At 69.0% G+C, this 22633-nt stretch carries 18 protein-coding genes; 10 read left to right on the forward strand and 8 right to left on the reverse strand.

Annotated elements, in window-relative coordinates; translation table 11 throughout:
• Together ACN469_RS39395 and ACN469_RS39400 are read right to left on the reverse strand one after the other, a co-directional pair.
• A partial coding sequence (locus ACN469_RS39395; protein WP_498776810.1) for a YqjF family protein occupies positions 1-632 on the reverse strand: 632 nt, incomplete at its 3' end.
• Positions 633-696: 64 nt separating this feature from the next.
• On the reverse strand, positions 697-1416 hold the full coding sequence (locus ACN469_RS39400; RefSeq protein ID WP_498776812.1) for a hypothetical protein: 720 nt from the start codon (positions 1414-1416) through the stop codon (positions 697-699).
• Between the two features lie 240 nt (positions 1417-1656).
• On the opposite strand from ACN469_RS39400, the gene ACN469_RS39405 reads away from it, so the two are divergent.
• A complete protein-coding gene (locus ACN469_RS39405) occupies positions 1657-2853 on the forward strand; it encodes a carbohydrate-binding family 9-like protein (RefSeq protein ID WP_498776814.1) in 1197 nt (398 codons plus the stop codon).
• An 18-nt stretch (positions 2854-2871) separates the two neighbouring features.
• Here ACN469_RS39405 and ACN469_RS39410 read toward each other — a convergent pair whose 3' ends face one another.
• Both ACN469_RS39410 and ACN469_RS39415 read right to left on the reverse strand, forming a co-directional pair.
• Positions 2872-3126, reverse strand: coding sequence for a hypothetical protein (locus tag ACN469_RS39410; protein ID WP_498776816.1), 255 nt, complete (start codon positions 3124-3126; stop codon positions 2872-2874).
• 4 nt (positions 3127-3130) lie between these two features.
• Positions 3131-5590, reverse strand: coding sequence for a DNA internalization-related competence protein ComEC/Rec2 (locus tag ACN469_RS39415; RefSeq protein WP_498776881.1), 2460 nt, complete (start codon positions 5588-5590; stop codon positions 3131-3133).
• Positions 5591-5780: 190 nt separating this feature from the next.
• Here ACN469_RS39415 and ACN469_RS39420 point away from each other — a divergent pair, with 190 nt between their 5' ends.
• Together ACN469_RS39420 and ACN469_RS39425 are read left to right on the forward strand one after the other, a co-directional pair.
• A complete protein-coding gene (locus ACN469_RS39420; RefSeq protein WP_047859039.1) occupies positions 5781-6275 on the forward strand; it encodes a CarD family transcriptional regulator in 495 nt (164 codons plus the stop codon).
• A 75-nt stretch (positions 6276-6350) separates the two neighbouring features.
• Positions 6351-7010: a hypothetical protein gene (locus ACN469_RS39425; RefSeq protein WP_498776818.1), complete on the forward strand. Its 660-nt coding sequence runs from the start codon at positions 6351-6353 to the stop codon at positions 7008-7010.
• Here the strand turns inward: ACN469_RS39425 and ACN469_RS39430 are convergent.
• Entirely contained in the window at positions 6985-8817 is a 1833-nt protein-coding gene (locus ACN469_RS39430; protein ID WP_498776820.1) for an FHA domain-containing protein, read from the reverse strand. The two genes, ACN469_RS39425 and ACN469_RS39430, sit on opposite strands and share 26 nt — an antisense overlap.
• A 181-nt stretch (positions 8818-8998) precedes the next feature.
• On the opposite strand from ACN469_RS39430, the gene cysS reads away from it, so the two are divergent.
• From cysS to ACN469_RS39460, 6 genes are all read left to right on the forward strand, one after another.
• Positions 8999-10477: a cysteine--tRNA ligase gene (gene cysS / locus ACN469_RS39435; protein WP_498776822.1), complete on the forward strand. Its 1479-nt coding sequence runs from the start codon at positions 8999-9001 to the stop codon at positions 10475-10477.
• Positions 10478-10521: 44 nt separating this feature from the next.
• Positions 10522-12219, forward strand: a complete 1698-nt coding sequence (locus ACN469_RS39440; protein WP_498776824.1) for a M28 family metallopeptidase — start codon at positions 10522-10524, stop codon at positions 12217-12219.
• A gap of 84 nt (positions 12220-12303) precedes the next feature.
• The gene (gene uvrB, locus ACN469_RS39445) at positions 12304-14394 is read left to right on the forward strand and encodes an excinuclease ABC subunit UvrB (RefSeq protein WP_498776826.1); all 2091 of its coding nucleotides are present in this window, start codon (positions 12304-12306) and stop codon (positions 14392-14394) included.
• Positions 14395-14406: 12 nt separating this feature from the next.
• On the forward strand, positions 14407-16347 hold the full coding sequence (gene uvrC / locus ACN469_RS39450) for an excinuclease ABC subunit UvrC (RefSeq protein ID WP_498776828.1): 1941 nt from the start codon (positions 14407-14409) through the stop codon (positions 16345-16347).
• Between the two features lie 134 nt (positions 16348-16481).
• Complete coding sequence (locus tag ACN469_RS39455) at positions 16482-17000, forward strand: DUF507 family protein (RefSeq protein ID WP_498776830.1); 519 nt, start codon at positions 16482-16484, stop codon at positions 16998-17000.
• Positions 17001-17071: 71 nt separating this feature from the next.
• Positions 17072-18583 carry a hypothetical protein gene (locus tag ACN469_RS39460; RefSeq protein ID WP_498776832.1) on the forward strand — a complete coding sequence of 504 codons (1512 nt, stop codon included), beginning with the start codon at positions 17072-17074 and terminating at the stop codon, positions 18581-18583.
• Between the two features lie 342 nt (positions 18584-18925).
• Here ACN469_RS39460 and ACN469_RS39465 read toward each other — a convergent pair whose 3' ends face one another.
• Together ACN469_RS39465 and ACN469_RS39470 are read right to left on the reverse strand one after the other, a co-directional pair.
• A complete protein-coding gene (locus ACN469_RS39465; RefSeq protein WP_498776833.1) occupies positions 18926-19288 on the reverse strand; it encodes a hypothetical protein in 363 nt (120 codons plus the stop codon).
• A gap of 69 nt (positions 19289-19357) precedes the next feature.
• Positions 19358-20248 carry an SDR family oxidoreductase gene (locus tag ACN469_RS39470; RefSeq protein WP_498776835.1) on the reverse strand — a complete coding sequence of 297 codons (891 nt, stop codon included), beginning with the start codon at positions 20246-20248 and terminating at the stop codon, positions 19358-19360.
• A gap of 111 nt (positions 20249-20359) precedes the next feature.
• Here ACN469_RS39470 and ACN469_RS39475 point away from each other — a divergent pair, with 111 nt between their 5' ends.
• Positions 20360-21253 carry a LysR family transcriptional regulator gene (locus ACN469_RS39475; RefSeq protein WP_498776837.1) on the forward strand — a complete coding sequence of 298 codons (894 nt, stop codon included), beginning with the start codon at positions 20360-20362 and terminating at the stop codon, positions 21251-21253.
• A 35-nt stretch (positions 21254-21288) separates the two neighbouring features.
• Here ACN469_RS39475 and ACN469_RS39480 read toward each other — a convergent pair whose 3' ends face one another.
• The gene (locus ACN469_RS39480; RefSeq protein ID WP_498776839.1) at positions 21289-22626 is read right to left on the reverse strand and encodes a di-heme oxidoreductase family protein; all 1338 of its coding nucleotides are present in this window, start codon (positions 22624-22626) and stop codon (positions 21289-21291) included.
• Positions 22627-22633: the final 7 nt, after the last annotated feature.

A 22633-nucleotide genomic window follows, 5' to 3' on the forward strand; every position in this document is an offset into this window, starting at 1 on the left:
TCGCCATACAGACTCGCCACGTCGCACTCGAAGGCCACGTCGTCCGCCTGCCACACGGACCATCGCGGGTGCTCCACGCGGTACTCCGCGCAGCCGCCGTCGCGCTGAGGCGTGTAGCCCCAGTAGTGCTCGGTGATGAACTCTTCTTGCGAGCCCGGGGTGCTGGCGGTGGGCGTGCCGCGCGTGTGAGCCGCGAGCCGGTGCCAGCGGCCCTCGTGCTTCCAGGCGTATTCGAGTCGACCCGGAGTGCCCTGCTCGGCGCCCTCCATCTCCACGACGTGCCGCATGGGCAGCGCGAGATACGGCTCGTTGTAGACGACGCGCGCCACGGTGGCGATGGCCCACCGGGGCACCAGCTCTCGCACGAAGGCCACGCCGCGCCGCCAGCCTTCGGGGCCCAGGTGGCGCACGTAGAAGCGCAGGTTCACCTCGTCGAAGTCCCGGTGGAAGGGCACCACGAGTCCCCGCACGCGGGTGTCGAGGAAGCGGAAGCCCACCATGCTGACGAAGGACCTGCCGTTCCACGTATCCAGCTCGGTGCCGCGTGGCACGAGCGGCGCGAGCACCTTCGGGTCCACCTCGTAGTTGAGCATCACGAGGTACCGCCACGTGGCCGTGAGGAAGGGGCGCATGCCCCTTCGTAATGCGCTCCACGCCACGCTGTCCCGCTCCGCGCGGCCTTGTCGGAACCCGGGCTTACTGGATTCGGAAGCCGATGTTTTGTGGGAGGGAGAACATGTAGAGGATCGCCACCACCATCATCACCGTGGCCAGGGCGAGGAGGGAGACCTTCAGCGATGGGTGGAGCAGCTTCGTCGACACGCCCGCGAAGAAGAGGACCGAGGCGAAGAGGACGACGCAGAAGGTGAAGTTGTCGCCGTGCTGGTTGGACTGCCGCGCGCTCTCGAAGTACTGAGAGGCCTGGTCGGCCAGCTCCCGACTCTTGTCGAGCGGGGCGGGGTGATACTCGGGGCGGGTGAAGGGGGTTCCCCCCGGAGCCTCGTCCGGATGGGTCGCCTCCGCGCGCCAGGCCTCGAAGGCGGGCCGGAACTCCTCGCGGAAGCGCCGCTCGAAGAACTCGGTCCGTCGCGTGTCGCCGTCGGTCCACGCGTCAGCCCAGCTCTCGAAGAGGCTGGTGTCGATTTCCACCATCAGCGCCATCTCGGTGGAGGCGCGCACCGACTCCGCGCGCAGCGCGTTCGCCTTGCTGTACTGGAAGGACTGCTCACCGCTCCACCGGGTCGACTGGTAGGCCGTCCAGGCGGACCCGACGGTGGCGAGCGCCAGCAGCACGGTGGCCAACAGCTCCAGCACGTACTCCCGGCGCCGCTCGTGCGCGGGGCGGAGGTGGAGGAGCGCGTCCGCGATTTCCTTCCGAAGCTCGTGCGGAACCGTTGGAGGCGTGTCCGTTTCCATGGCCATCCTTCACCGCGGTGGAGGAGTCATCACCGCGCGGAGCAGGGCCATCGGAGCGGGCACGCGTCGTCGCGACATGAGCGAGACCTCCCGTGATGTCCCGGAGGGAAGATGGAGCCTGCGCCTCGCGAATGGGACGCAGAGGGGTCGGCCGGGCGGGTGCGTGGAGGGCCGCCAGGGCTTCCCCCATGGCGAACGGGCCCACGCCCCACCGTGAAGTCGCTAGGATGCGCGCCGCCGATGCGCACCCCCTTCACCGTCCTTCTCCTGACCCTCTCGTGCCTCGTGGCCGCGTGCCGCGATGAACAGGCGGGCCCCAAGCCGCGCCCGTCCCGCCTGCCCGAGCCCGCGAAGGCCCGCGTCCTGGACGCCGCGCCCTCGGACCTGACGTTCCGCGGCGGCGCCACGTTCGCTGGAGGCTCGGTGGTGTACCTGGGCTCGAAGGTGACGCCCCCGAATGCCGCGCCGGGCGAGCAGGTCCGACTGGCGCACTACTTCCAGGCGAAGCGTCCGCCCCCGCAGGGGTATGGCTTCTTCGTCCACGTGGTGGACGTGGCGACGGGGGGAATGCTCGTCAACGCGGACCACGAGATTCAGGATGGCGCCGCGCCGCTGGCCTCGTGGCCGGTGGACAAGGTCATCGAGGACGTCCACTCCGTGCCGATGCCTCCCGTGCCCTCCCGGGCCATGCTGGGCTTCTGGCGGGGCGACGAGCGGCTGCCCGTGGATGAGGTCGCCTCGCATGACGGCTCTCACCGGATGCTCGGCCCGCAGCTGGGCGGCGCGGCTCCAGAGCTGCCCGAGTATGTCGTCCGCAGGGCGAGCGCCGCGCCCACCATCGACGGCGTGCTCGACGACGCGGTCTGGAAGACGGCCACGCCCGTGGTGTTGCGGGGCAGCTTCGATGGTCGCCCGGTGAAGCCGCGCACCGAGGCGCGGCTCGCCTACGACGACGCGTTCCTCTACGTGGCCTTCGACTGCGAGGACCCCGACGTCTGGGGCACGCTGCGCAAGCGCGATGACCCCATCTACGAGCAGGAGGTGGTGGAGATCTTCCTCGACGCCAATGCGGACGGGCGCACGTACAACGAGCTCCAGGTGTCACCGCACAACGTCAACTTCGACGCGTACTTCCCCGCGCGTCGGCAGGGGATGGACCTGTCCTGGGACTCGGGGATGACGTCCGCGGTGAAGGTCCGAGGCACGCTGGACGACGCGTCCGACAAGGACGACGGCTGGTCCGTGGAGCTGCGGATTCCCTTCGCGAAGCTCGCCGAGGTGCCGAACGTGCCGCCGCGCCCCGGCGAGCGCTGGCGCTTCAACCTCTACCGGCTGGAGCACCACGGCCGGCGCACGGTGGAGGGGCAGGCCTTCTCGCCCCTCTTCGTCGGCGACTTCCATGCGCTGCCGCGCTTCGCGTGGCTGACCTTCCAGTGAGTCACCGGCCCCGCGCGCTCACGCGTGCGGAGTGATGTCCCACTGGGCGTCCGCCACGGAGCGCTCCGAAGGGTCCCCGAGGAAGCGGAGGAAGCCTTGGAGCTCCAGCGTGTCGATGAGCTCCTCGGACGCCTGTTGGGAGTAGCCCTTCAGGTCCACGAGCAGGTCCCGCATGAGTGATTTGCCGCGCAGGTAGCCCACGGGCTCTCCAGGGCCCAGCGCGTCCTTCAGGTCCGCCGTCAGCTGCCGCAGGTCGATGTCCTCGGGATTCATCGACTCAACGGTGGGAATGGCTCGCACCAACGGCAAGTCGCGCGTCTTCCACCGCTGGCTCGCGCGTCAGGTGGGGGACCAGCCGAACATCCTCGCCGTCACTCTCCACCGTGACGGCGCCGTCGATGTCGGTCCGCCAACACTCGCTGCCCGCGGCCCGATAGCGCGCCTCCACCTCCGGGTGGGGAAAGCCGAAGCGGTTGCGTCGGCCGACACAGAAGACGACGTGACGCGGCCGGATGCGGTCCACCAGGGCCTGGGTGGAGGAGGTGCGCGAGCCGTGGTGCGGCGCCTTCAACACTGTCACCGGCTCCAGCGTGTCCGTCAGCAGCGCCTCGGCGTCGTGCTCCATGTCCCCGGGCAGCAACACCGTGACGTCCCCGTGCCGGACGCGCAGCACCACGCTGCGGTCATTCACGCCTTCCAGCAGCTCGCGCTCCTCTGCTCCGGGTGGCCCCAGCACCTCCAGCGTCGCCTCGCCCAGGCGCAGCGAGGGATGTCCGGCCTCCACCGTCTCCACGCTCGCGTCGCGCGCCGCCGCCACCACCTGACGTGACAGCGGCCCGCCCTCGTCGCCGGCCGGCAGCCACAGCCGCGCGGTGGGCACGTGCCCCAGCGTGGAGATGAGCCCCAGCGCATGGTCAGGATGGGGATGGGACAGCACCGCCAGGTCCAACGTGGAGATGCCCTGGTGTCGCAGATAGGGGAGGACGAAGCGGACGCCCGTGTCCGCGCCGTTCGGCGAGCCGCCTCCATCCACGAGCGCGTGGTGTCCGCGCGAGCTGAGCACCACCGCGTCGCCCTGGCCGACGGAGAGGAAGGTGACGCGCAGGCCCGGCTCGGGCGCGAGCCTGGGGACGAGGGCCGCCGCGACGAGTGCCACGGGAGCGAGCCAGCCGCACGCGCGCCACCGGCCCGAGCCCAGGGCCCACGTCAGCAGTCCGAAGGCATACAGCGCGGACCAGCCGCCGAGCGGAGGCACCTCCACCGACGCCAGGGGCATGGCCGCGAACACGCGGGTGATCCACAGCAGCGCCTCCGACGCCCACGCGCCCAGCCACAGCACGGGAGTCGCAAGCGGTGGCGCCACCACGAACAGCGCGGCCCCACCCGCCGCGAGCCCCGTGAGCAGGCCGCAGAGGGGCAGGGCGATGACGTTGGAGAGCAGCCCCGCCAGGCTCACCCGCCCGAAGGCAGAGGCCGCCACGGGCAGTCCCGAAAGCGTGGCGGCGGCACTCGCGCACAAGGTCTGCGCCATGGTCTCTCGTCCCTGTCCCCAGAGTCGGGCCCAGCGGCGCGGCTCACGTGGGTCCGGTTTCGCGAAGGGGAGGGCCAGGCGCATGGCCGGCACGAGCAGCACCAGCCCGAGCACCGCGAGGAACGACAGCCTCAGCGACAGGTCCTCCACGCTGGAGGGGGCCCACATCACCAACACCAGCGCCGCGGCGCAGAGGCCATTCAGCCCGTCCGCGCGCTTCCACCACGCCAGCCCCAGCAGCACCACCGTCGCCATCACCGCCGAGCGCACCGCGGGAGGCTGGCTGCCGGTGAACAACACGTAGGCCCAGACGAACGGCACCGCCGCGGGCGCCGCCACCCGCCGGGCATCCAGCTTCCGCCACCGAGCGCCAGCCCGCACCAGCAGCCGGCGCAACAGCGCGAGGGTCATCAAGGCGAGGGCCGCGACATGCAAGCCGCTTACGCTCAGCACGTGCGCGAGGCCCGCTCGCGAGAAGGCCTCCTCCCAGTCGGCATCCAGCTCCGCGCGCCGCCCCGCGGCCAGCGTGAGGAAGAGGGCCGCGGAGTCTCGTGAGGGCGCCACGCGGTGGGTCGCCTCGGCCAGCCGCTCCCGCGTGTCCTCCATCGACCATCGCCACGTGGGCGCCAGGGACAGCACGAGCAGGCGTTTGGCGTCCGCCGCCCCCGTGAAGGCCACGCCCTGCCGACGACGGACGGACGTGAAGTCCTTCTCGCCAGGATTGGCCGCGGGGGTGTCGGGAGTCAGTCGAGCCCGGACCCTGAGGCGCTGTCCGGCAAGCAGCGGCGGCGGTGCTCCGCGAAGCGTCAGGTTCAGCTTGAAGCGGGCGCTCTCGAGCACCCCGTCCTCGGGCCCCGCACGCGCCACCACCAGTCGCACCCGCGTGACGTCGTCCAGGCGGTCCACCCGCTCGGCTTCGCCCTCCACCACGGCATCGCCACCCCTCGCCAGGGCCTCGGGGATTTCGACGCGGGATTCCCACCGCGCGAGCCCTGCTCCGGCCATCCAGAGTGCGCCCAGCACCGCCAGATGGGAACCAGGCAGGCGTGCGAGCCCCAGGCTGACCGCTCCCAGGAAAACCCCGCAGACCAGAAATAGCTCCGCCGGGCCGTCCGTTCCGGGAGACCAGAGAGCGCCCAGCAGCAAGCTCAACGAGGGAAAGAAAAGGGGACGCGTCCCCAGGTCGCGCCACGCGTAACGATCCACCACCACCCCGCCCAACACCGTCCGTCACGCTGGCTCGTACACCGAGCGAGATCGCGTATGAAAAGCGACAACGTAGTCGGGCGCGTCCTGGGTGGTCAAGGCGATATCGTTGCCCGTTGATGTGGTTTGTGGTAGTAGTGCCCGGCTTGTTGATGGAAGGCCGGAAGCGAGTCTTTCAAGGAGGCAGTTAGTGCAGACCAGCTTCAAGACTGGTGACAAGGCGGTTTATCCGGGCCAGGGCGTCGGTGAAGTGATGGGGATCGAGCACACCGAAGTGGCCGGGCAGCGCCAGTCGTTCTACGTGCTGCGCATCTTGGAGAACGGGATGCGGATCATGATCCCGATCAACAAGGTCGGATCGGTCGGCCTCCGCGAGATCATCAGCGAGGAGGACGTCAAGCAGGTCTACTCCATCCTCAAGGAGAAGGACATCTCGGTCGACTCCACGACCTGGAACCGGCGCTACCGGGAGTACATGGAGAAGATCAAGACGGGCTCCGTCTTTGAGATCGCCGAAGTGCTGCGCGACCTGTACTTGCTGAAGGGTGACAAGGACCTGTCCTTCGGCGAGCGGAAGATGCTCGACACGGCGCGTTCGCTGCTCATCAAGGAGCTGTCGCTGGCCAAGGACTGCACCGAGGAAGAGATCGAGTCGGACCTGAAGAAGATCTTCAATCTCGCCTGAGCGTCACGGGCTCCAGCCCGAGACTCCAGCCCCGGGTTCCCTCGTAGGGAGTCCGGGGCTTCGTCTTTTCACGTCATGAACGAGTCGCCTTCCTCCTCCCTGGCCCAGGCCGAGCGGGACGCACGCATCGCAGAGCTCGAGTCGCGGCTCGCTCGGCGCCGCGTCGGCGTCAGGCCGCTGGCGTCCGTGATGGGCATCGTGGTGAGCCTCTCGCTGCTGGTGATGCAGCGGCGGGAGCTGGCGTACTTCTTCTCCTCGCCCGTGCCGCTGACGTTGGGTGTGGAGGGGGACTACCGCTTCGACGCGCTCGCCTCCAACCGCTACGCGCAGGTGCATGGCGTGCCCACTGCGCGAGGTGCCTACGAGCAGGACGGAAGCGCGCTGCTCGTCCTGGTGGGGCTGCGCGAGTCGCCCTTCGTCGTCCGCCGGCCTGCCTTGCCGGGCGAGGACTGGGTGCCTGGACGGCCGCCGCCGCCGCCCGATTCGCGGCCCTTCGGCATCCGGGGGCGCCTGCTGTCGGAAGCGGAGGCGCCGCGCTACCAGGATGCGCTCGCGTTGCTGCGGAGCATGGGCGAACTCCAGCCTCACGAAGGGAAGCTGTGGCTGCTCATCGAGGGCGAGCGGCCAGGCGAGGACCGTGGACGGCTCCTGACCTGTCTGGCGCTGCTCGCCTTCGCCGTGCTCAACGCGGCGCTGCTCTACAAGGCGCTCAAGGCGCCTGTTCGAGCCGCCTGAGTCCCTCGGTGGCCCTGCGGTTGCCCGCGTCGTACTTGAGGGCCTGCTCGAAAGCCGAGCGGGCCGCGTCTGGCTGCTGCGCCTTCAGGTGGTCCGCGCCCGAGCGGACATACAGCGTCGAGAGCTGCGCGCGAAGCTGGGGCCTCAGTCGACTCCAACCCTGGGACAGCTCCTGGTCGACGTTGACGGCGATGGTGAGGTGGGAGATGGCGCGAACCGTGTCGCCCTTCGCCAGCGCCTTGCGCGCCTCGCTGCCCGCGGAGTCGAAGCGGACCAACTTTGCGTGCAGCGTGGTGAAGCGACCGGACTTCGCCAGCTCCAGTGCGGACGTCACGTCACCCGTCTCATAAAGCCGGAGGACCTCCGCTTCCGTCGCGGGGCCCAGGGGCTTGCTGTCGCGGACCTTCGTGGTCGTGACGATCTTCTCGGCGGACGCGGAGTCGTCATCGGACACGGACTGGAACGCGGCCACTTCTTCCGTTGCATCGCGGGTCCCACGCACCGGCGCGCGGACCGCGCCCGTGGCCAGGTCCCTGGCGCTCAGGCTCGCGGTCGATGCGGAGGTGTCTGGCTGCGTCGCTCGCGTGGAGCCCGTGGCCAGCGTCGCCGCACGCGGTTCCGGGGGCGAGTCCGTGTCGGTCCGCGCAGCCCGAGCGGCGACGTCCCGAGCATTCAGGCTCGCGGACGCATCGGTTTGTGCCGCACGCCCGGAGGTGCTCGCCGCGGCGATGTCTCGCGCGCTCAGGCCCGTGGAGCTTCCCGTGCCTCCCTGCGACGGGCGGACCTTGTCGGAGGTGCGTGAATCATCGCTCGCTGACGCGGTCGTCCGCCCCTGCTCATTCCGGGGGGCGGCGCGAGGCTCCTCGCGCTCGGTGCCACTTCGAGGAGTCCTCGCCGGCGTCTCGCCGACAAGAGGCTCGGCGGTGCGCGAAGGGGCCGTCGCGGCCTCGGTGGGACGCGCATTGCCCGTGTCGATGAGGAGGGGGCGGTCGTCATCCGTGGCGAGCTTCTCCGACGGCGAGGTCTGCCCTCGCGTGGACGCCGAGCCCCCCGTGCGCCCTGCTTCGTCAGGGGTCTCGGTTCGATTCGAGCTGAGTCCCACCGCGAGCACGGTGATGAGCGCCGCCACGGTGGAGCCCAGGCCCGCGGCGATGAGTCCCACGCCCCAGGGGCCCAGACCGCGCTTGCGCGGAAGCGGCTCGGCCATGGCTCCGCTCAGGGCGGGGATGCCGGCGGCGGGCGTGCCTCCAGGGCCGCGCAGCCGCAGCATCGCGTTGCCCAGGGAGATTTCGTCACCCCCCATCACCTCGACCTCGGCGGTGACGCGGTTGCGATTGAGGAAGGTGCCGTTCTGGCTGCCCAGGTCCTTGATGAAGACCTGGTCGCCCTGACGGGTTATCTGCGCGTGGCGCCGGCTGATGGACGGATGCTGGAGCCGCAGGTCCGACGAAGACGAGCGCCCCAGGACCAACGCTCCCTGCTGCACGGGCACGAGCTGGCCCACGCCAGGGCCGCGCTCGACGTAGAGGAAGGCCGGTGGATGGCCAGGGTTCGAGTACTCGCTGCCCCAGTCGAACCGGCCGGACAGCTCCCGGTCGTTCTTCTCCCGGCCCTTGCCTCCACTCTTCGAGCGTCCCTTGCGCGAGCCCGCTGGGAACTGGGGCACGCGCTGGGGGCGGGGGTCGTCGGCCTGGAGGGGCGCCACTTCATCGTCGTCGAAGGGCAGCTCCACCTCGGGCTCCTTCGGCGCCTGCGTACCCGGCGGACGGGGAGGGCGGGGCGGGCGCTTGGGATTCGGTGGAGCCATGAACACCATTCTCGCTGATTGAGGACCGGCTGGAAGGTTCTCAGGCCCGGGTCGTCCGAAGTTGTCCAGGTCCGATGGATTCCGGGCGCTCCCGGCACCAAGGACCTCGTGAATGCTGGCCTGTTCAGGGACCGCGAATCTAGAGTGGCGGCCACACGCACAAAGACGGACCCCAGGAGGAATGGCGCAAGTGACTCCCTCACCCATCCGGCTCTTCAATACGATGACCATGCAGAAGGAGCCGCTGGAGCCCGCCGTCCCGGGCTGCGTTGGGGTCTATGTCTGTGGTCCCACTGTCTACAGTTACATTCATATCGGGAATGCTCGCACCTTCACGTCCTTCGACGTGGTGGTCCGCTACCTTCGGTACCGGGGCCTGAAGGTTCGCTACGTCCGGAACTTCACGGACGTGGACGACAAGATCATCAAGGCCGCGCATGAGACGGGCGAGGCCCCGGTGGCGCTGGCCTCGCGCTTCGTCGAGATTTTTCGCGAGGACGCCAAGGCGCTCCACATGCAGGAGCCGGACGTGGCGCCGAAGGTGAGCGACCACCTCCCCGAAATCATCGCCATCATCCAGAAGCTCGTGGACAAGGGCTTCGCGTACGCGTCCCACGGCGACGTGTACTTCTCGGTGAGCGCGGACAAGGACTACGCGAAGCTGTCCAAGCGGCACCTGGATGAGCTGTGTGTCGGTGAGCGCGTGCAGCCCGGGGACCTGAAGCACGAGCCGCTCGACTTCGCGCTGTGGAAGGCCGCCAAGCCAGGCGAGCCCGCGTGGGAGAGCCCGTGGGGCCCTGGGCGCCCCGGCTGGCACATCGAGTGCTCCGCGATGAGCGCGAAGTACCTCGGCGAGACGTTCGACATCCACGGCGGGGCGTTGGACCTCATCTTCCCCCACCACGAGAACGAAATCGCGCAGAGCGAGTCCGCCAACGACCAGCCGTTCGCGAAGTACTGGATGCACTGCGGCTTCCTGGACCTCGAAGGCGCGAAGATGTCCAAGTCGCTGGGCAACGTGGTGCGCCTGCGCGACGCGCTGGAGAAGGTGGACGCGGAGGCCCTGCGCTTCTTCTTCATCTCCACGCACTACCGCCATCCGCTCAGCTTCTCCGACAAGGCCCTGGCCGACGCGGAGGCGCGCATGGAGTACTTCTACGAGACGCTGCGCAAGGTGGACGAGCGCGTCGCCGGGAAGGACTTCGGCACGGGCGCGCTCCACGGCGAGCCGCATCGCTTCCTCACGGAGTTCGAGTCCTCCATGGACGACGACTTCAACAGCGCGGGTGGCATGAGCGCGCTGTCAGGCCTCTTCAATCTGATGAACGAGCTGGCCGACAAGCCGCCGGTGAAGGACAAGCCGATGGTGGGGCGCACGCTCCAGGCGCTGCGCGGGGACGTGAGCAAGGTGTCCGGCGTGCTTGGCCTGTTCGAGGACGACCCGAGTGCGTGGCTCCTTCGCCGTCGTGAGCGCGCGGTTCGCGAGCGCGGCATCGACGTGGCGGAGGTCGAACGGCTGCTCGGTGAGCGGACGACCGCTCGGGCCGCGAAGGACTTCGCCGCGGCGGACAGGGTGCGGGCCACGCTGAAGGAGAAGGGCGTGGAAATCATGGATACGGCTGGTGGCACCTCGTGGAAGGTGGCGACCGCGCAGGGCTGAAGGGCTGCGGTGCCCTGGGCCTTCGTGTTAGGGCTCGGGGCACCATGAAGCACCTGCTGTCACTGTTCCTGGCCCTGACGTCCGTTCCCGCGCTCGCGCAGCGCGTGCCCTTGAGCACTCCCGCGGAGAAGGCCGCCGCGGGCAGCATCGACCCGGACGTGTTGCGCGCGCACGTGCGCTTCCTCGCGAATGATTTGCTCGAGGGCCGAGGCCCCGGCACCCGGGGCGACGCGCTGGGACAGGCGTACATCGCCGCGCAGCTGGAGTCGCTGGGGTTGAAGCCCGCGGGCACGGACGGCACGTACTTCCAGCCGTTCGACCTGGTGGGCGTCACTGGCCATCCGGAGACGATGTCCCTTCGCGCGCCGCTGGGCACGGCGGAGCTGAAGTTCCACGAGGACTTCATCGCGGTGTCGGGCGTGCAGGTGCCGGAGTCGAAGCTGGAGGCGTCCGAGCTGGTCTTCGTGGGCTACGGCATCCAGGCGCCCGAGTACGCGTGGGACGACTTCAAGGGGATGGACCTGCGCGGCAAGACGCTGCTCATCCTCAACAGCGACCCGGAGGATGATCCGAACCTCTTCGCGGGCCGCACGCGGCTCTGGTACGGCCGCTGGGATTACAAGTACGAGCAGGCGGCGAAGGTCGGCGCGGCGGGCGCCATCATCCTCCACACCACCGCCAGCGCGGGTTATCCGTGGCAGGTGGTGCAGTCGTCGTGGACGGGCGAGCAGTTCGAGCTGCCCGCGACCTCCGGTCCTCGTCTCCAGGTGAAGGCGTGGACGACGGAGGACGCCACGCGCCGGGTGTTGCAGCTCGCGGGACGCGAGTTGGAGACGCTCCGGGCCTCCGCGCAGTCGCGCGACTTCCAGCCGGTGCCGCTGGGCGTGACGGTGTCCACGCGCTTCGCCAACGACGTGCGTCGTCGGCCCACGGCCAACGTGCTGGCGATGCTGCCCGGCAGTGACGCGAAGCTGTCCGGCGAGGTGGTGCTCTACAGCGCGCACCACGACCACCTGGGCAAGAAGGAGGGGGGCAAGCCGGGCGAGGACACCATCTACAACGGCGCGCTCGACAACGCGGCGGGTGTGTCCGCGATGCTGGCGGTGGCCAGGGCCTATCGCGCGATGCCTCGGGCGCCGCGTCGCTCCATCCTCTTCGCCGCGGTGGCCGCGGAGGAGCAGGGGCTCTTGGGCTCGCAGTACCTGGCCGAGCACCCGCCCGTGCCGGCTGGCCGCATCGCCGCCAATGTGAATATCGACGGCGCCAACATCCACGGCCGCACGCGCGACATCACCGTCATCGGCCTAGGCAAGTCCAGCCTGGACGGCGTCATCACCGCGCTGGCGAAGACGCAGAGCCGTGTGGTGAAGGCGGACCAGCTGTCGGACCGGGGCTTCTTCTACCGCTCGGACCAGTTCAACTTCGCGCGGCGCGGCATCCCCGCCGCCTACTTCGGCAGCGGCATGGACTTCATCGGTCGCCCGGAAGGCTGGGGCCGGCAGCAGCGCGAGGCGTGGGAGGCGAAGCACTACCACCAGCCCTCGGACGAGCTGCGTCCGGACTGGGACATGACGGGCGCGGTGGAGGATGCGCGCCTGTTCTTCCTGCTCGGAGCCCATGTCGCGCGCGCGACGGAGCTGCCGCGCTGGAACAAGGGGGACGAGTTCGAGGCCGCCCGGCTGGAGGCGCTGGAGGCGCTCAAGGCCCCCCGGACGCCCCCCTCCGAGGGGGCATCGAAGTAGGACGGGAAGCGCTCCGTCCGCCGCTCGACGGGCGGGTACAAATGTCCAGTGTTTCGCCCCGCGAGGGTGTTAAACCTCGCGGATATGCCTGAGTTCCAGATCGTCAGCGACCACCAGCCCGAGGGCGACCAGCCCAGGGCCATTGGCGAGCTCACGGAGGGCGTGCAGCGGGGCGACCGCTACCAGACGCTCCTGGGCGTCACGGGGTCCGGCAAGACGTTCACCATGGCGAACATCATCGCCAAGGTGCAGCGTCCTACGCTGGTCATCGCCCACAACAAGACGCTGGCCGCCCAGCTCTACGGCGAGTTCAAGGGCATCTTCCCCCACAACGCCGTCGAGTACTTCGTCTCGTACTACGACTACTACCAGCCCGAGGCCTACGTCCCGTCGTCGGACACCTTCATCGAGAAGGACTCGTCCATCAACGACAACATCGAGCGGATGCGCCACTCGGCCACCCACTCGCTGCGCACGCGCGACGACGTGGTGATTGTGGCCAGCGTGTCCTGCATCTACGGCCTGGGCGCGGCCCGGAGCTACGTGGACCTGGCGGTGCGAGTGGACGTGGGCGGGGAGATGGGGCGCGACGCGTTCATGCGCCGACTGGTGGAGGGCCAGTACGACCGCAACGACATGGACTTCCACCGAGGCACCTTCCGCACGCGCGGCGATACCGTGGAGGTGTTTCCCGCCTACGAGGAGGAGCGCGCGGTGCGCATCAGCTTCTTCGGCGACGAGGTGGAGCGAATCACCGAGTTCGACCCGCTGCGCGGCGTCACGCTGGGCACGCTGGACAAGATCGTCATCTTCCCCGCCAGCCACTACGTCGCGGGCGAGGACATGCGCAAGCGCGCGCTGCAGACCATCCGCGACGAGCTGTCCGAGCAGCTCCAGACCTTCAAGCGCGAGGGCAAGCTGCTGGAGGCGCAGCGGCTGGAGCAGCGCACGATGTTCGACCTGGAGATGATTGAACAGGTCGGTTACTGCAACGGCATCGAGAACTACTCGCGGCACTTCTCGGGCCGTGCCACGGGCGAGCCGCCCCCGTGCCTCATCGACTACTTCCCGCGCAACCTGCTGGTCTTCCTCGACGAGAGCCACCAGACGGTGCCGCAGATTGGCGCGATGTACCGAGGAGACCGCGCGCGCAAGGAGACGCTGGTCAACTTCGGCTTCCGCATGCCCAGCGCGCTGGACAACCGCCCGCTGAAGTTTGGTGAGTTCGAGGAGCTGGTACCCCAGGCGGTCTTCGTCTCCGCCACGCCGTCCGAGTACGAGCTCCAGAAGTCCCAGGGCGTCGTGGTGGAGCAGATCATCCGTCCCACCGGCCTGACGGACCCGGAGGTGGAGACGCGCCCGGTCGGCAATCAGGTGGATGACCTGCTCGAGGAGGTGCGCCTTCGCGTCGCGCGCAAGGAGCGCGTCCTGGTGACGACCCTCACCAAGCGCATGGCCGAGGACCTCACCGAGTACTACGCGGACGTGGGCGTGCGCGTGCGCTACCTGCACTCGGACATCGACGCGATTGAGCGCATGGCCATCATCCGCGACCTGCGCAAGGGCGAGTTCGACGTGCTGGTGGGCATCAACCTGCTGCGCGAGGGCCTGGACATCCCCGAGGTGTCCCTGGTGGCCATCCTCGACGCGGACAAAGAGGGTTTCCTGCGCAGCCGCGTGTCGCTCATCCAGACCATCGGCCGCGCCGCGCGCAACCTGAATGGCCGCGTCATCATGTACGCGGACTCCATCACCGACTCGATGAAGAATGCGCTGGAGGAGACGACGCGCCGCCGCGAAATCCAGCGGCAGCACAACAAGGACCACGGCATCACCCCTCGCTCCGTCAAGAGCAACATCACCGACCTCTCCGAGCACGCCTACGACGCGGAGGGCGGCACGTTGCCCATGGCGGCCGAGGGTGAGGACGACGTGCTCGACGCGAAGGAGATCAAGCGGCTGGTGAAGGAGTTCACCGAGGAGATGCAGCGCGCCGCTGAGTCGATGGAGTTCGAGAAGGCGGCCGAGTACCGGGACAAGGTCCAACTGCTCAAGGACATGGACCTGGGGCTCAAGCCCGCCTCACGCTTCCTGCTGAAGGGGCCGGCGAAGGCGCAGGACGAAGCCCCGAAGCGCGGACGGGGCAAGGGCGGCCGGGCGCGAGGGCGCCGCTAGGAGTCGTCTGCCATGGACGTGAAGCTCCAGGAGAAGCTCGACGCCCTTCCCACCGAGCCCGGCGTGTACCTGATGAAGGACCGCCGGGGTCAAATCATCTACGTGGGCAAGGCCATCAACCTGCGCAGCCGCGTGCGCTCGTACTTCACGCGCACCGGGGACACGCGCGTCTTCGTGTCGCTGCTGGACGAGCTGCTCGGCGACCTCGACACGGTGCTCGTCCACAACGAGAAGGAGGCGCTGCTCCTCGAAAACGAGCTCATCAAGAAGCACCGGCCGCGCTTCAACGTCCTGCTCAAGGACGACAAGCAGTTCATCTCCCTGCGCCTGGACCGCACCCACGCGTACCCGCGCCTGGAAGTCGTGCGCAAGTACGAGCGCGACGGCGCGCGCTACTTCGGCCCGTACTCCAGCGCGGGCGCCATCCGCGAGACGCTGCGCATCATCAACCGCTACTTCCGCCTGCGCACCTGCACGGACCACGTGCTGGCCAACCGCAAGCGGCCCTGTCTGCTGTTCCAGATTGGCCGCTGCCCGGCGCCCTGCGTCCACCCGGTGCCCGAGGACGACTACCACCGCAGCGTGGACGAGGTGGTGATGTTCCTGGAGGGCAAGGCCAGCGAGCTGGTGGAGGGCCTTCGCCTTCGCATGAAGCGCTCCGCCCAGGAGCTGAAGTTCGAGGAGGCCGCGCGGGTGAGAGATCAGCTCCTGGCGATTGAGCGCAGCCTGGAGCGCCAGAAGATCGCCACCACCGACTTCAAGGACCAGGACGTCTTCGCGCTGTTCCGCGAAGGCGACCGCATCATGTTCTACGTCCTCTGGGTGCGGCAGGGCCGGCTCAACGGCGGCCAGGCGTTCCCCTTCGGCAACCAGGAGTTCCCCAACGAGGAGCTGCTCGCCTCGTTCGTGAACCTCTACTACGACCAGGGCAGCTTCGTGCCGGAGGAGGTGCTGCTGCCGTTGGACCCCGAGGACGGCACCGAGGGCCTGGAGGGCCTGCTCTCCGAGCGGAAGGGCGAGCGCGTGCGCGTGCTGGTGCCCAAGCGAGGGGAGAAGCACGAGCTGGTGCAGATGGCGGTGAAGAACGCCGAACAGGCCTTCATCGAGCGCCGCCGCACCAAGGACGAGACGGACCAGGTGCTCTCGCGGCTCCAACAGCGACTGGGCCTCAAGAACTTTCCGCGCCGCATGGAGTGCTTCGACATCTCGCACTTCCAGAGCTCTGCCATCGTCGCCTCGCAGGTGGCCGTCACGGACGGCGAAGCGGACAAGTCCCGGTACCGGAAGTACAAGATCAAGACGCTGGAGAAGCAGGACGACTTCGCCAGCATGTACGAGGTCGTGACGCGGCGCCTCAAACGCGGGCTGGAGGACGGCGATCTGCCGGATCTGCTCGTCATCGACGGCGGCAAGGGGCAGCTCGCCAGCGCTCACGCCGCGATGAAGGACCTGGGCGTGGACGCCGTCGACGTCGTCGGCCTGGCCAAGAGCCGGGACTTGGAGGTCTTCGACCGGGACGCGGAGAGCGCTCGCAGCCCCGAACGGGTGTTCGTCGTGGGGCGAAAGGACCCCATCGTCCTGGCGCAGAACTCGGCGGAGATGTTCATGCTGACGCGCCTGAGGGACGAGGCGCACCGCTTCGCCATCACCTTCCAGAAGCAGGTGATGCGCAAGAGCCGGGTGCGCTCGGCGCTGGAGGACATTCCGGGGGTGGGGGAGGTGCGGCGCAAGACGCTCTTGCGGCACTTCGGTTCACTCAAGCGCGTGGGCGAGGCGAGCATCGAGGAATTGGCCGAAGTGGTGGGCCCGGCTGTCGCGGAGCGTGTCCATGCGGGGCTTCACGGACACCCTGACGAAGAGGCCGAGGACCCTGTCCGGGAAGCATCCCTCGACGACGCCGTCGAACCGGCGAACGAAAAATCGCGGGGAGGGTCGCCACCCGGTGCCGCGTGATTAATTTCCACTTCGGACTGCGGGGGAAGTGCGCTGGAACCGCGACGTTCCTGGGGTTTTTAATTGCGACTGGGCTCGGCGCTGATTTATAGCGGTTGACGATTCGAGCCGTCCAAAGAGGGCGAGGGACCGACATGAGGCTGTATCCGAAGGTGATCCCGATCATCTCGCGAGAAGCGATTCAGCGGCTCATGCAGGATGCGGACATCGAGGTGGAGCCGATGCGCGTGGCGGACGCCGAGATGGACCTGTCGGCCATCATGCGTGAGTACCTGGCGAACGAAGAGCGTGTGAACCAGGCGACGCGAGAGGCCCTGGAGCGTCGCGGATATGACTACTCCAAGTTCAACCAGGTGAAGCGCGAGATGGCGGATGTCCGCGGCTTCAAGATGGGGGACGAGGGCATCGAGTTCGTCATCAACCAGATGATCGAATTCCTCCTCATCAGCCGGAACGTCGAGGAGGTCTTCGCTCCTGACAACGTGATTCGTCAGAAGGTCTTCGCGGTGATGAAGCACCATCTGGACGTGGACGATGAGATCGACAAGGAGGCTCGCTCCCGGCTGAAGCACCTGCAGGAGGGCACCAGCGCCTTCGACATCGAGTACAACAAGACGGTGGAGCAGATCCGCCGGGCTCGGGGCCTCATCTAGTTCTTCTTGGGGAGAGGGGACTGCCGTTCCCCGCTCCGCTGCCTACCTTGTTTTACAAGGAGGCAGCGTCGATGGCGGGACCTCTCACCACGTTTCTGTTGTCCGGGTTGTTGGCCGCGGGGCCAGGCGGGTTCACGTTCGAGGGCCGGCAGGCCAGCGCGAGGACCGAGCAGCCGGACGCTTTCTTCATCCAGGGACCGCTGCCTTTCACGGACCTGGCCGAAACCGGCCGAGGGAGCGCGGACCTCACCGTCGAGGACCGGGTGGACCTCCCGGAGGCCACGTACGGCGACAAGGCGGCCTTCTCCGCGTCGTTCCGGCTGGGGGCCACCGATTACCGGGTGGAGCTGTCCCAGGCCGGTTTCCCGCCCGCCCAGGCCCTTGGACAGGCGCCCTCCCGGCCGCTCCCTCCTCCTCCGCCGCATACGGTGGGCGGCGGCGTGCTGCTGAACGTGCCGCTCTACGGCGACAGCGGGCTGGGGTGGTCCGCGATGACCCGGACTCATGCCGCGGTGGCGGTGTGGGGCGTGGGCAGCGTGTGGCGCAACGGGCGGCTGCTGACGGACACGGCCTTCGTGCATGTCGGGGCGCTGGACGCGGGGGCGTTCGCGGACGACGACACGCACCGGATGCTGCGTCAGGCGCGCGTGGGGGACACGGAGCTGGTGGTGCTCGTGTGGAACCTGCCGCCGGAGGCGGAGCCGCGAGGGTTCCTCCAGTTCATCTTCGAGGACGTGGCCATCAACGTGGATGGGGTGTCCATGCGCTCGGTGCCGGTGGTGGAGAACACGGGCAACGTGACGGGAGATCCGTATCTGCTGACGCCGGTACCGGCGAGTGTCTATCCCGGCGTGCCGCCCCTGCTTCCGCCCGCGCCGGTGCGGCCGCAACAAGGCACGGGAGGCAGTGGGTTGTCGACGACGGCCACGGCCGGACAGGACGCGTCGCTGGTCATTCCCGAGGGCACCACGCGGGTGCGCGTGGGGGGAAGTGATGGCCAGGTGGTGACGGAGGGTGGAGCCACGTTGGGCACCGGGGCGAATGTCCTCGTGGCGCCGCGAGAGCCCGAGGTGACGAGTGGCGTCTCTCCCATCTCCAGTGCGGCGAATCCACCGGTGAACAGTTCGACGGTGCTGCCCGGGACGCCCGCGCTGAGCCCGGGATTCACGACGAATCCGACGGTGGTACCGGGCACGGCGGCTCCGAGTGTGAATTCCTCGGTGAGCGCCTTCGGGACTCCGGCGAACCTGTCGACGACGGGCTCGTTCTCCGTGCCGTCGCTGTCGGCGCCCAGCTTCGATGCGTTCTCCGGTACGGCGCAGGTGAGCCCGGGCATCATCGGCACCGCGCCGCCGCTGAACGCCGACTCGGCGACACCGCCCACCGCGCTGCTGGGGGCTCCGGCGCCGCTCAATGCCGCGTCGGCGCCACCGCTGCTGGGTTCACCCACGCCGTTGAACGCGGCGCCGGCCACGGGGCTGCCCGCCACGCCGACGCCGGGCAACGCGGCGCCCGCGACAGGCGTGGGCTCCACGGTGGCGCCCGCGGCGGGAGCGGCACCGGCGGGAACGCCCGCGAACTGAGGAGCGAAGGGAGCTTCAGCGGGCTGGGGCGCGCGAGTCGCCTTGGCGGCCACGGACGCGACGCCATGGCGGGAACGCCCGCGAACTGAGGAGCGAAGGGAGCTTCAGCGGGCTGGGGCGCGCGAGTCGCCCTGGCGGCCATGGACGCGGCGCCATGGCGGGTACGCCCACGAACCAGGGGCCGCGACGGGCGGCCCTCAAGGGTTGGCGCTTTGGATTCCGCGGCGCTGGTCGTCGCTGGACGCGCCTCGCCGCCCAGGTTCGCGTGAGGCGCTGTTCGCCCAACGCGGGCGCGTCGTGTCAACTACTCGACACTGTCGAGGACTGGCTCGCGGGTGTTGCTCAGCGAGTGCGCGAAGGGGGCGTCTGCCGCGCCATGGCGGCGGCCTGGGCCAGTCGCTTGCGGAGGTTGAGCACCAGCTGCTGGAGGTAGTCGAGCCGTTCGAGGACGCGCGGGTCATCTCCCGCGTTCACCAGATTCACTGGCGTCAGCGGCCCCGTGCGCAGCGTGCCGAGCAGGTCCGAGAAGTGGGCCTCCACGTCGCCGAGCGCATCCAGCCCTTCCCTCAAGTCGTCCTCGAGCAGCTCGACGAGCACGGCGGCATCGGTGCGCGCGGGGAGGGCACGGGCCAGGCGTTCGGCGGCCACTCGGACCGGGTCGGCCTGGCGCGACAGCACGGGGGCGGCGAGGGCGAGAGGGGGCATGGCCTCGACGCTACAGGCCCGTAGCACTCCGTCAATTTTCCCTCCCCCGCGTCCCCGGTGTCCGGTACCTCAGCGCGCGGCGGCCTTGAGCGTCTCGCGATGGCTCGTCAGGAAGCTCGCCACGCTGGTGGGGGCCCGCCCCGTGAGCTCCGCGACACTTCCCGTCGCCTCGCCCATGCGTCCCTGCGCCACCGCCACGTCGAACGAGGCATAGGCCTCCGCCAGCGGCGCCGGAAGCCCGTGGGACACCATGCCCGCCTGAAGGCTCGCGGCATCCACGGGAACGAACTGAACGGGGCGACCGGACAGCTCGCTCGCCAGTCGCGCCAGCTCCGCGTGGCTCACCGCCGAGGGGCCCGTCACTTCCAGCGTGCGCTTGCCATCGAAAGTGGACGTCAGCGCGGCGACGGCGATGCGAGCGCAGTCCTCGCGGGCGACGTACGCCGTCGAGCCCGTGCCGGTGGCGGCCACGAGCTGTCCCGTCGCGATGGCCTGCGGGAGGCTGTGCAGCAGCAGGTCCGCGTAGAGGTTGTTGCGCAGCACCGTGTAGCCCAGCCCGCTCTTCGCCAGGGCCTGCTCCGTCTGCCAGTGGTCCTGCGCGAAGGTGACGGGGGAGCCCGGCTCGGGACGCGTGAGGGACGTGTAGACGATGTGCCGGACACCGACGCGGCGAGCGGCGTCCACGGCGTTCTGGTGCTGGGTGATGCGGCGACCGGGGACATCGAGCGAGTCGGTGCTGATGAGCAGCAGACGCTCCGCGCCCGTGAAGGCGGCATCGAGGGACTTCGCATCATCGAAGTCCGCCTTGCGCACGGTGACGCCGCGAGCCGCGAGGTCCGCGAGCTTCGACGGCTCCCGGGTGGTGACGATGAGCGAGCCCTGGTGGGACTCCAGGAGCAACTCCACGACGCGACGGCCAAGGTGGCCGGACGCGCCGGTGACGAGCAGGGTGGCGGACATGGGAACTCTCCGGGGTTGCGAGGTGAAATCAGCGAACACCCCAGGGTTAATCCCCCGACTCCGTCCTGCACAATGCGGTCTCATGGAGCATACTGTTCCACCGGAGGAACAATGGACCTGAACCAGCTCGCGCTCTTCGTCGCCGTCGCCGAAGGAGCCAGCTTCTCCACCGCCGCGAAGAAGCTGGGCATGCCGAAGTCCTCGGTGAGTCGAGGCATCTCCAGTCTGGAGTCCTCGCTGGGCGTCCAACTCATCCACCGCACGACGCGTCGGGTGGCGCTCAGCACCGCGGGGCAGGCGCTGTATGAGCGTGTGTCTCCGATGCTCGCCTCGCTGCGCAAGTCGGTGGGAGAGCTGCCGGAGTTGGAGGAGGAGCCCTCGGGCGAGCTTCGGCTGACGGCGGTGGTGGACTGGGGCACCACGGTGCTGGCGGAGGTCATCACCCGTTTCGTGGCGCGCTACCCCGCGGTGAAGGTGGACCTGCACCTGGACAACCGCATCGTGGACCTGGTCGCCGAGGGCTTCGATGCCGCCCTGCGACTGTCCAACTCCTCGCTGAAGGACTCCTCACTGCGTGCCCGTCGCCTGGGCGCGTTCGCCTTGCGCCTCTACGCTTCGCCCGCGTACCTCGCGCGCCGAGGCACCCCACGCCACCCCCGCGAGCTCTCCAGTCACACGTGGGTCTCCTTCCGGAGCGCCAAGCCCTTCCGACTGGTGGGGCCAGGGGAGACGATGCTCGTTCCGCAGAGCGGCTCCATCCTGTGCGACGACATGTTCTTCATGCGGGAGACGCTGCGCCTGGGCGCGGGCATCGGCTTCCTGCCCACGATGCTGGCGGAGCCGGACATCACCGAGGGGCGTCTCGTCGCGGTGCTGCCGAAGTGGAGCATGCCCGGGGGGAACGTCTGGTTCGTCTCCACCGCCGAGCGACACATGCCGCGCAAGGTGGTCGCGTTCCGCGACTTCCTCCTGGAGTCGCTGAAGCAACGTCCCTTCTCGCCCTGAGCCGGAGCGCGGTGCCGACCCGCGCCCTCACGCTGTCAGAGCGAGCCGAGGAACTTCATCAACGCGGCGCGGTCATCGCTGGAGAGCGCGCGGAAGCCATCACGCGCGGACAGGGCCTCGCCACCGTGCCACAGCACCGCCTCTTCAATCGTCCGGGCGCGGCCGTCATGCAGGAACCCGGAGTAGGGCAGCACCGTGTGCGTCAGCCCCAGGCCCCACAGCGCGGGCGTGCGCCACTCGGTGCCGGTGGCCGCGCCATCCGGCCTTCCATCCGCGAGCTCCGGCCCCATGTCGTGCAGCAGCATGTCCGTGTACGGATGGATGCGCTGAAAGGCGAGCTCCTCGTAGGCGGATGCGCCTGTCTCGAGCGTCTCGCGGTGGCAGGACTCGCAGCCCAGCGAGCGGAACAGCTTCTCGCCGCGTTGGACGACAGGGTCTTCCAGCGCAGTGCGCGCGGGAACGCCGAGCGACTGCGAATAGAAGACGGCGGCCTCCAGGATTTCGGGCGTGATTTCGTGCGTCCCGTCGGGCTCCGGGAAGAGGGGACTGCTGATGCCCATGTCGTTGAAGTACGCCTCGGCGGACTGCTGAATCAGGTGAGGGCTGTTCGCCTTCCACCCGAAGCGCCCGGGCACGAGCGTGTGCAGCGCGGCGTCCCAGACCTCGTTCATCCGCCCGGAGATGCCATCTCCGTCCCGGTCATCGGGGTCCTGCAGCGCGCGAAGCGTTTCGAGCGGAATGGCTTCCAGCAACCCCAGTCCGAACACGGGAGGAGGAAGCCTCAGTGACATCAGCATGTGCTCCGGCAAGGCGGAGCCATCCGACGGGGCGATGTTCACTCGCGGCGAGCGCAGCGAGTACGGCGTGCCGTCCGAGTATTCTCCGGCGCTCTCCACCCAGGAGAGCGTGAGCGAGGCCGGCGGCGTGTTGCCATAGATGGCCTGGTCACGCACCTGCAACCCCAGGCCGGGGACAGGCACCGCGCCGTGCGGGTGTTCGGGCACGCCATCTGGGAGGCTTACGCGCACGAGGAGCTGGGTGCGCTGAGCAGTCGGCCCCATCACCGGCATGCCGCGCCCGTTGCGCAGATGACAGCCGTTGCACGAGACGTTGTTGTAGGTCGGCCCGAGCCCTGGATTCAGTCGCGACGGAGCCGGGACGAAGATGGCCTCGAAGGCCGCGTCGCCGTCCCGGTGCAGTCGGTCGTACTCAGGGCGCAGATTGGCCGCGGGCTGCGCGAACGCCAGCGACGTGCGGTTGTCGACGGTGGTGGCCCCGCCCGCCCTCGGTGGAGCGAAAGGCACACCGGGTGCCTCCTCTCCGCAGCTGGCGGTCCACAACAGCAAGGCCCCCATCGTCACGGCACGTCGCATGGCGTTC

The sequence above is a fragment of the Corallococcus terminator genome (assembly GCF_049194865.1).
Taxonomy (GTDB): domain Bacteria; phylum Myxococcota; class Myxococcia; order Myxococcales; family Myxococcaceae; genus Myxococcus; species Myxococcus terminator_A.

What these genes read in the sequence shown, in the direction of transcription:
- uvrB (WP_498776826.1), top strand. Translation starts at nt 12,304, where the DNA reads ATGCCTGAGTTCCAGATCGTCAGCGACCACCAGCCCGAGGGCGACCAG.
- ACN469_RS39440 (WP_498776824.1), top strand. Translation starts at nt 10,522, where the DNA reads ATGAAGCACCTGCTGTCACTGTTCCTGGCCCTGACGTCCGTTCCCGCG.
- uvrC (WP_498776828.1), top strand. Translation starts at nt 14,407, where the DNA reads ATGGACGTGAAGCTCCAGGAGAAGCTCGACGCCCTTCCCACCGAGCCC.
- ACN469_RS39470 (WP_498776835.1), bottom strand. Translation starts at nt 20,248, where the DNA reads ATGTCCGCCACCCTGCTCGTCACCGGCGCGTCCGGCCACCTTGGCCGT.
- ACN469_RS39405 (WP_498776814.1), top strand. Translation starts at nt 1,657, where the DNA reads ATGCGCACCCCCTTCACCGTCCTTCTCCTGACCCTCTCGTGCCTCGTG.
- ACN469_RS39475 (WP_498776837.1), top strand. Translation starts at nt 20,360, where the DNA reads ATGGACCTGAACCAGCTCGCGCTCTTCGTCGCCGTCGCCGAAGGAGCC.
- ACN469_RS39465 (WP_498776833.1), bottom strand. Translation starts at nt 19,288, where the DNA reads ATGCCCCCTCTCGCCCTCGCCGCCCCCGTGCTGTCGCGCCAGGCCGAC.
- ACN469_RS39460 (WP_498776832.1), top strand. Translation starts at nt 17,072, where the DNA reads ATGGCGGGACCTCTCACCACGTTTCTGTTGTCCGGGTTGTTGGCCGCG.
- ACN469_RS39425 (WP_498776818.1), top strand. Translation starts at nt 6,351, where the DNA reads ATGAACGAGTCGCCTTCCTCCTCCCTGGCCCAGGCCGAGCGGGACGCA.
- ACN469_RS39410 (WP_498776816.1), bottom strand. Translation starts at nt 3,126, where the DNA reads ATGAATCCCGAGGACATCGACCTGCGGCAGCTGACGGCGGACCTGAAG.
- ACN469_RS39430 (WP_498776820.1), bottom strand. Translation starts at nt 8,817, where the DNA reads ATGGCTCCACCGAATCCCAAGCGCCCGCCCCGCCCTCCCCGTCCGCCG.
- ACN469_RS39400 (WP_498776812.1), bottom strand. Translation starts at nt 1,416, where the DNA reads ATGGAAACGGACACGCCTCCAACGGTTCCGCACGAGCTTCGGAAGGAA.
- cysS (WP_498776822.1), top strand. Translation starts at nt 8,999, where the DNA reads ATGGCGCAAGTGACTCCCTCACCCATCCGGCTCTTCAATACGATGACC.
- ACN469_RS39455 (WP_498776830.1), top strand. Translation starts at nt 16,482, where the DNA reads ATGAGGCTGTATCCGAAGGTGATCCCGATCATCTCGCGAGAAGCGATT.
- ACN469_RS39480 (WP_498776839.1), bottom strand. Translation starts at nt 22,626, where the DNA reads ATGCGACGTGCCGTGACGATGGGGGCCTTGCTGTTGTGGACCGCCAGC.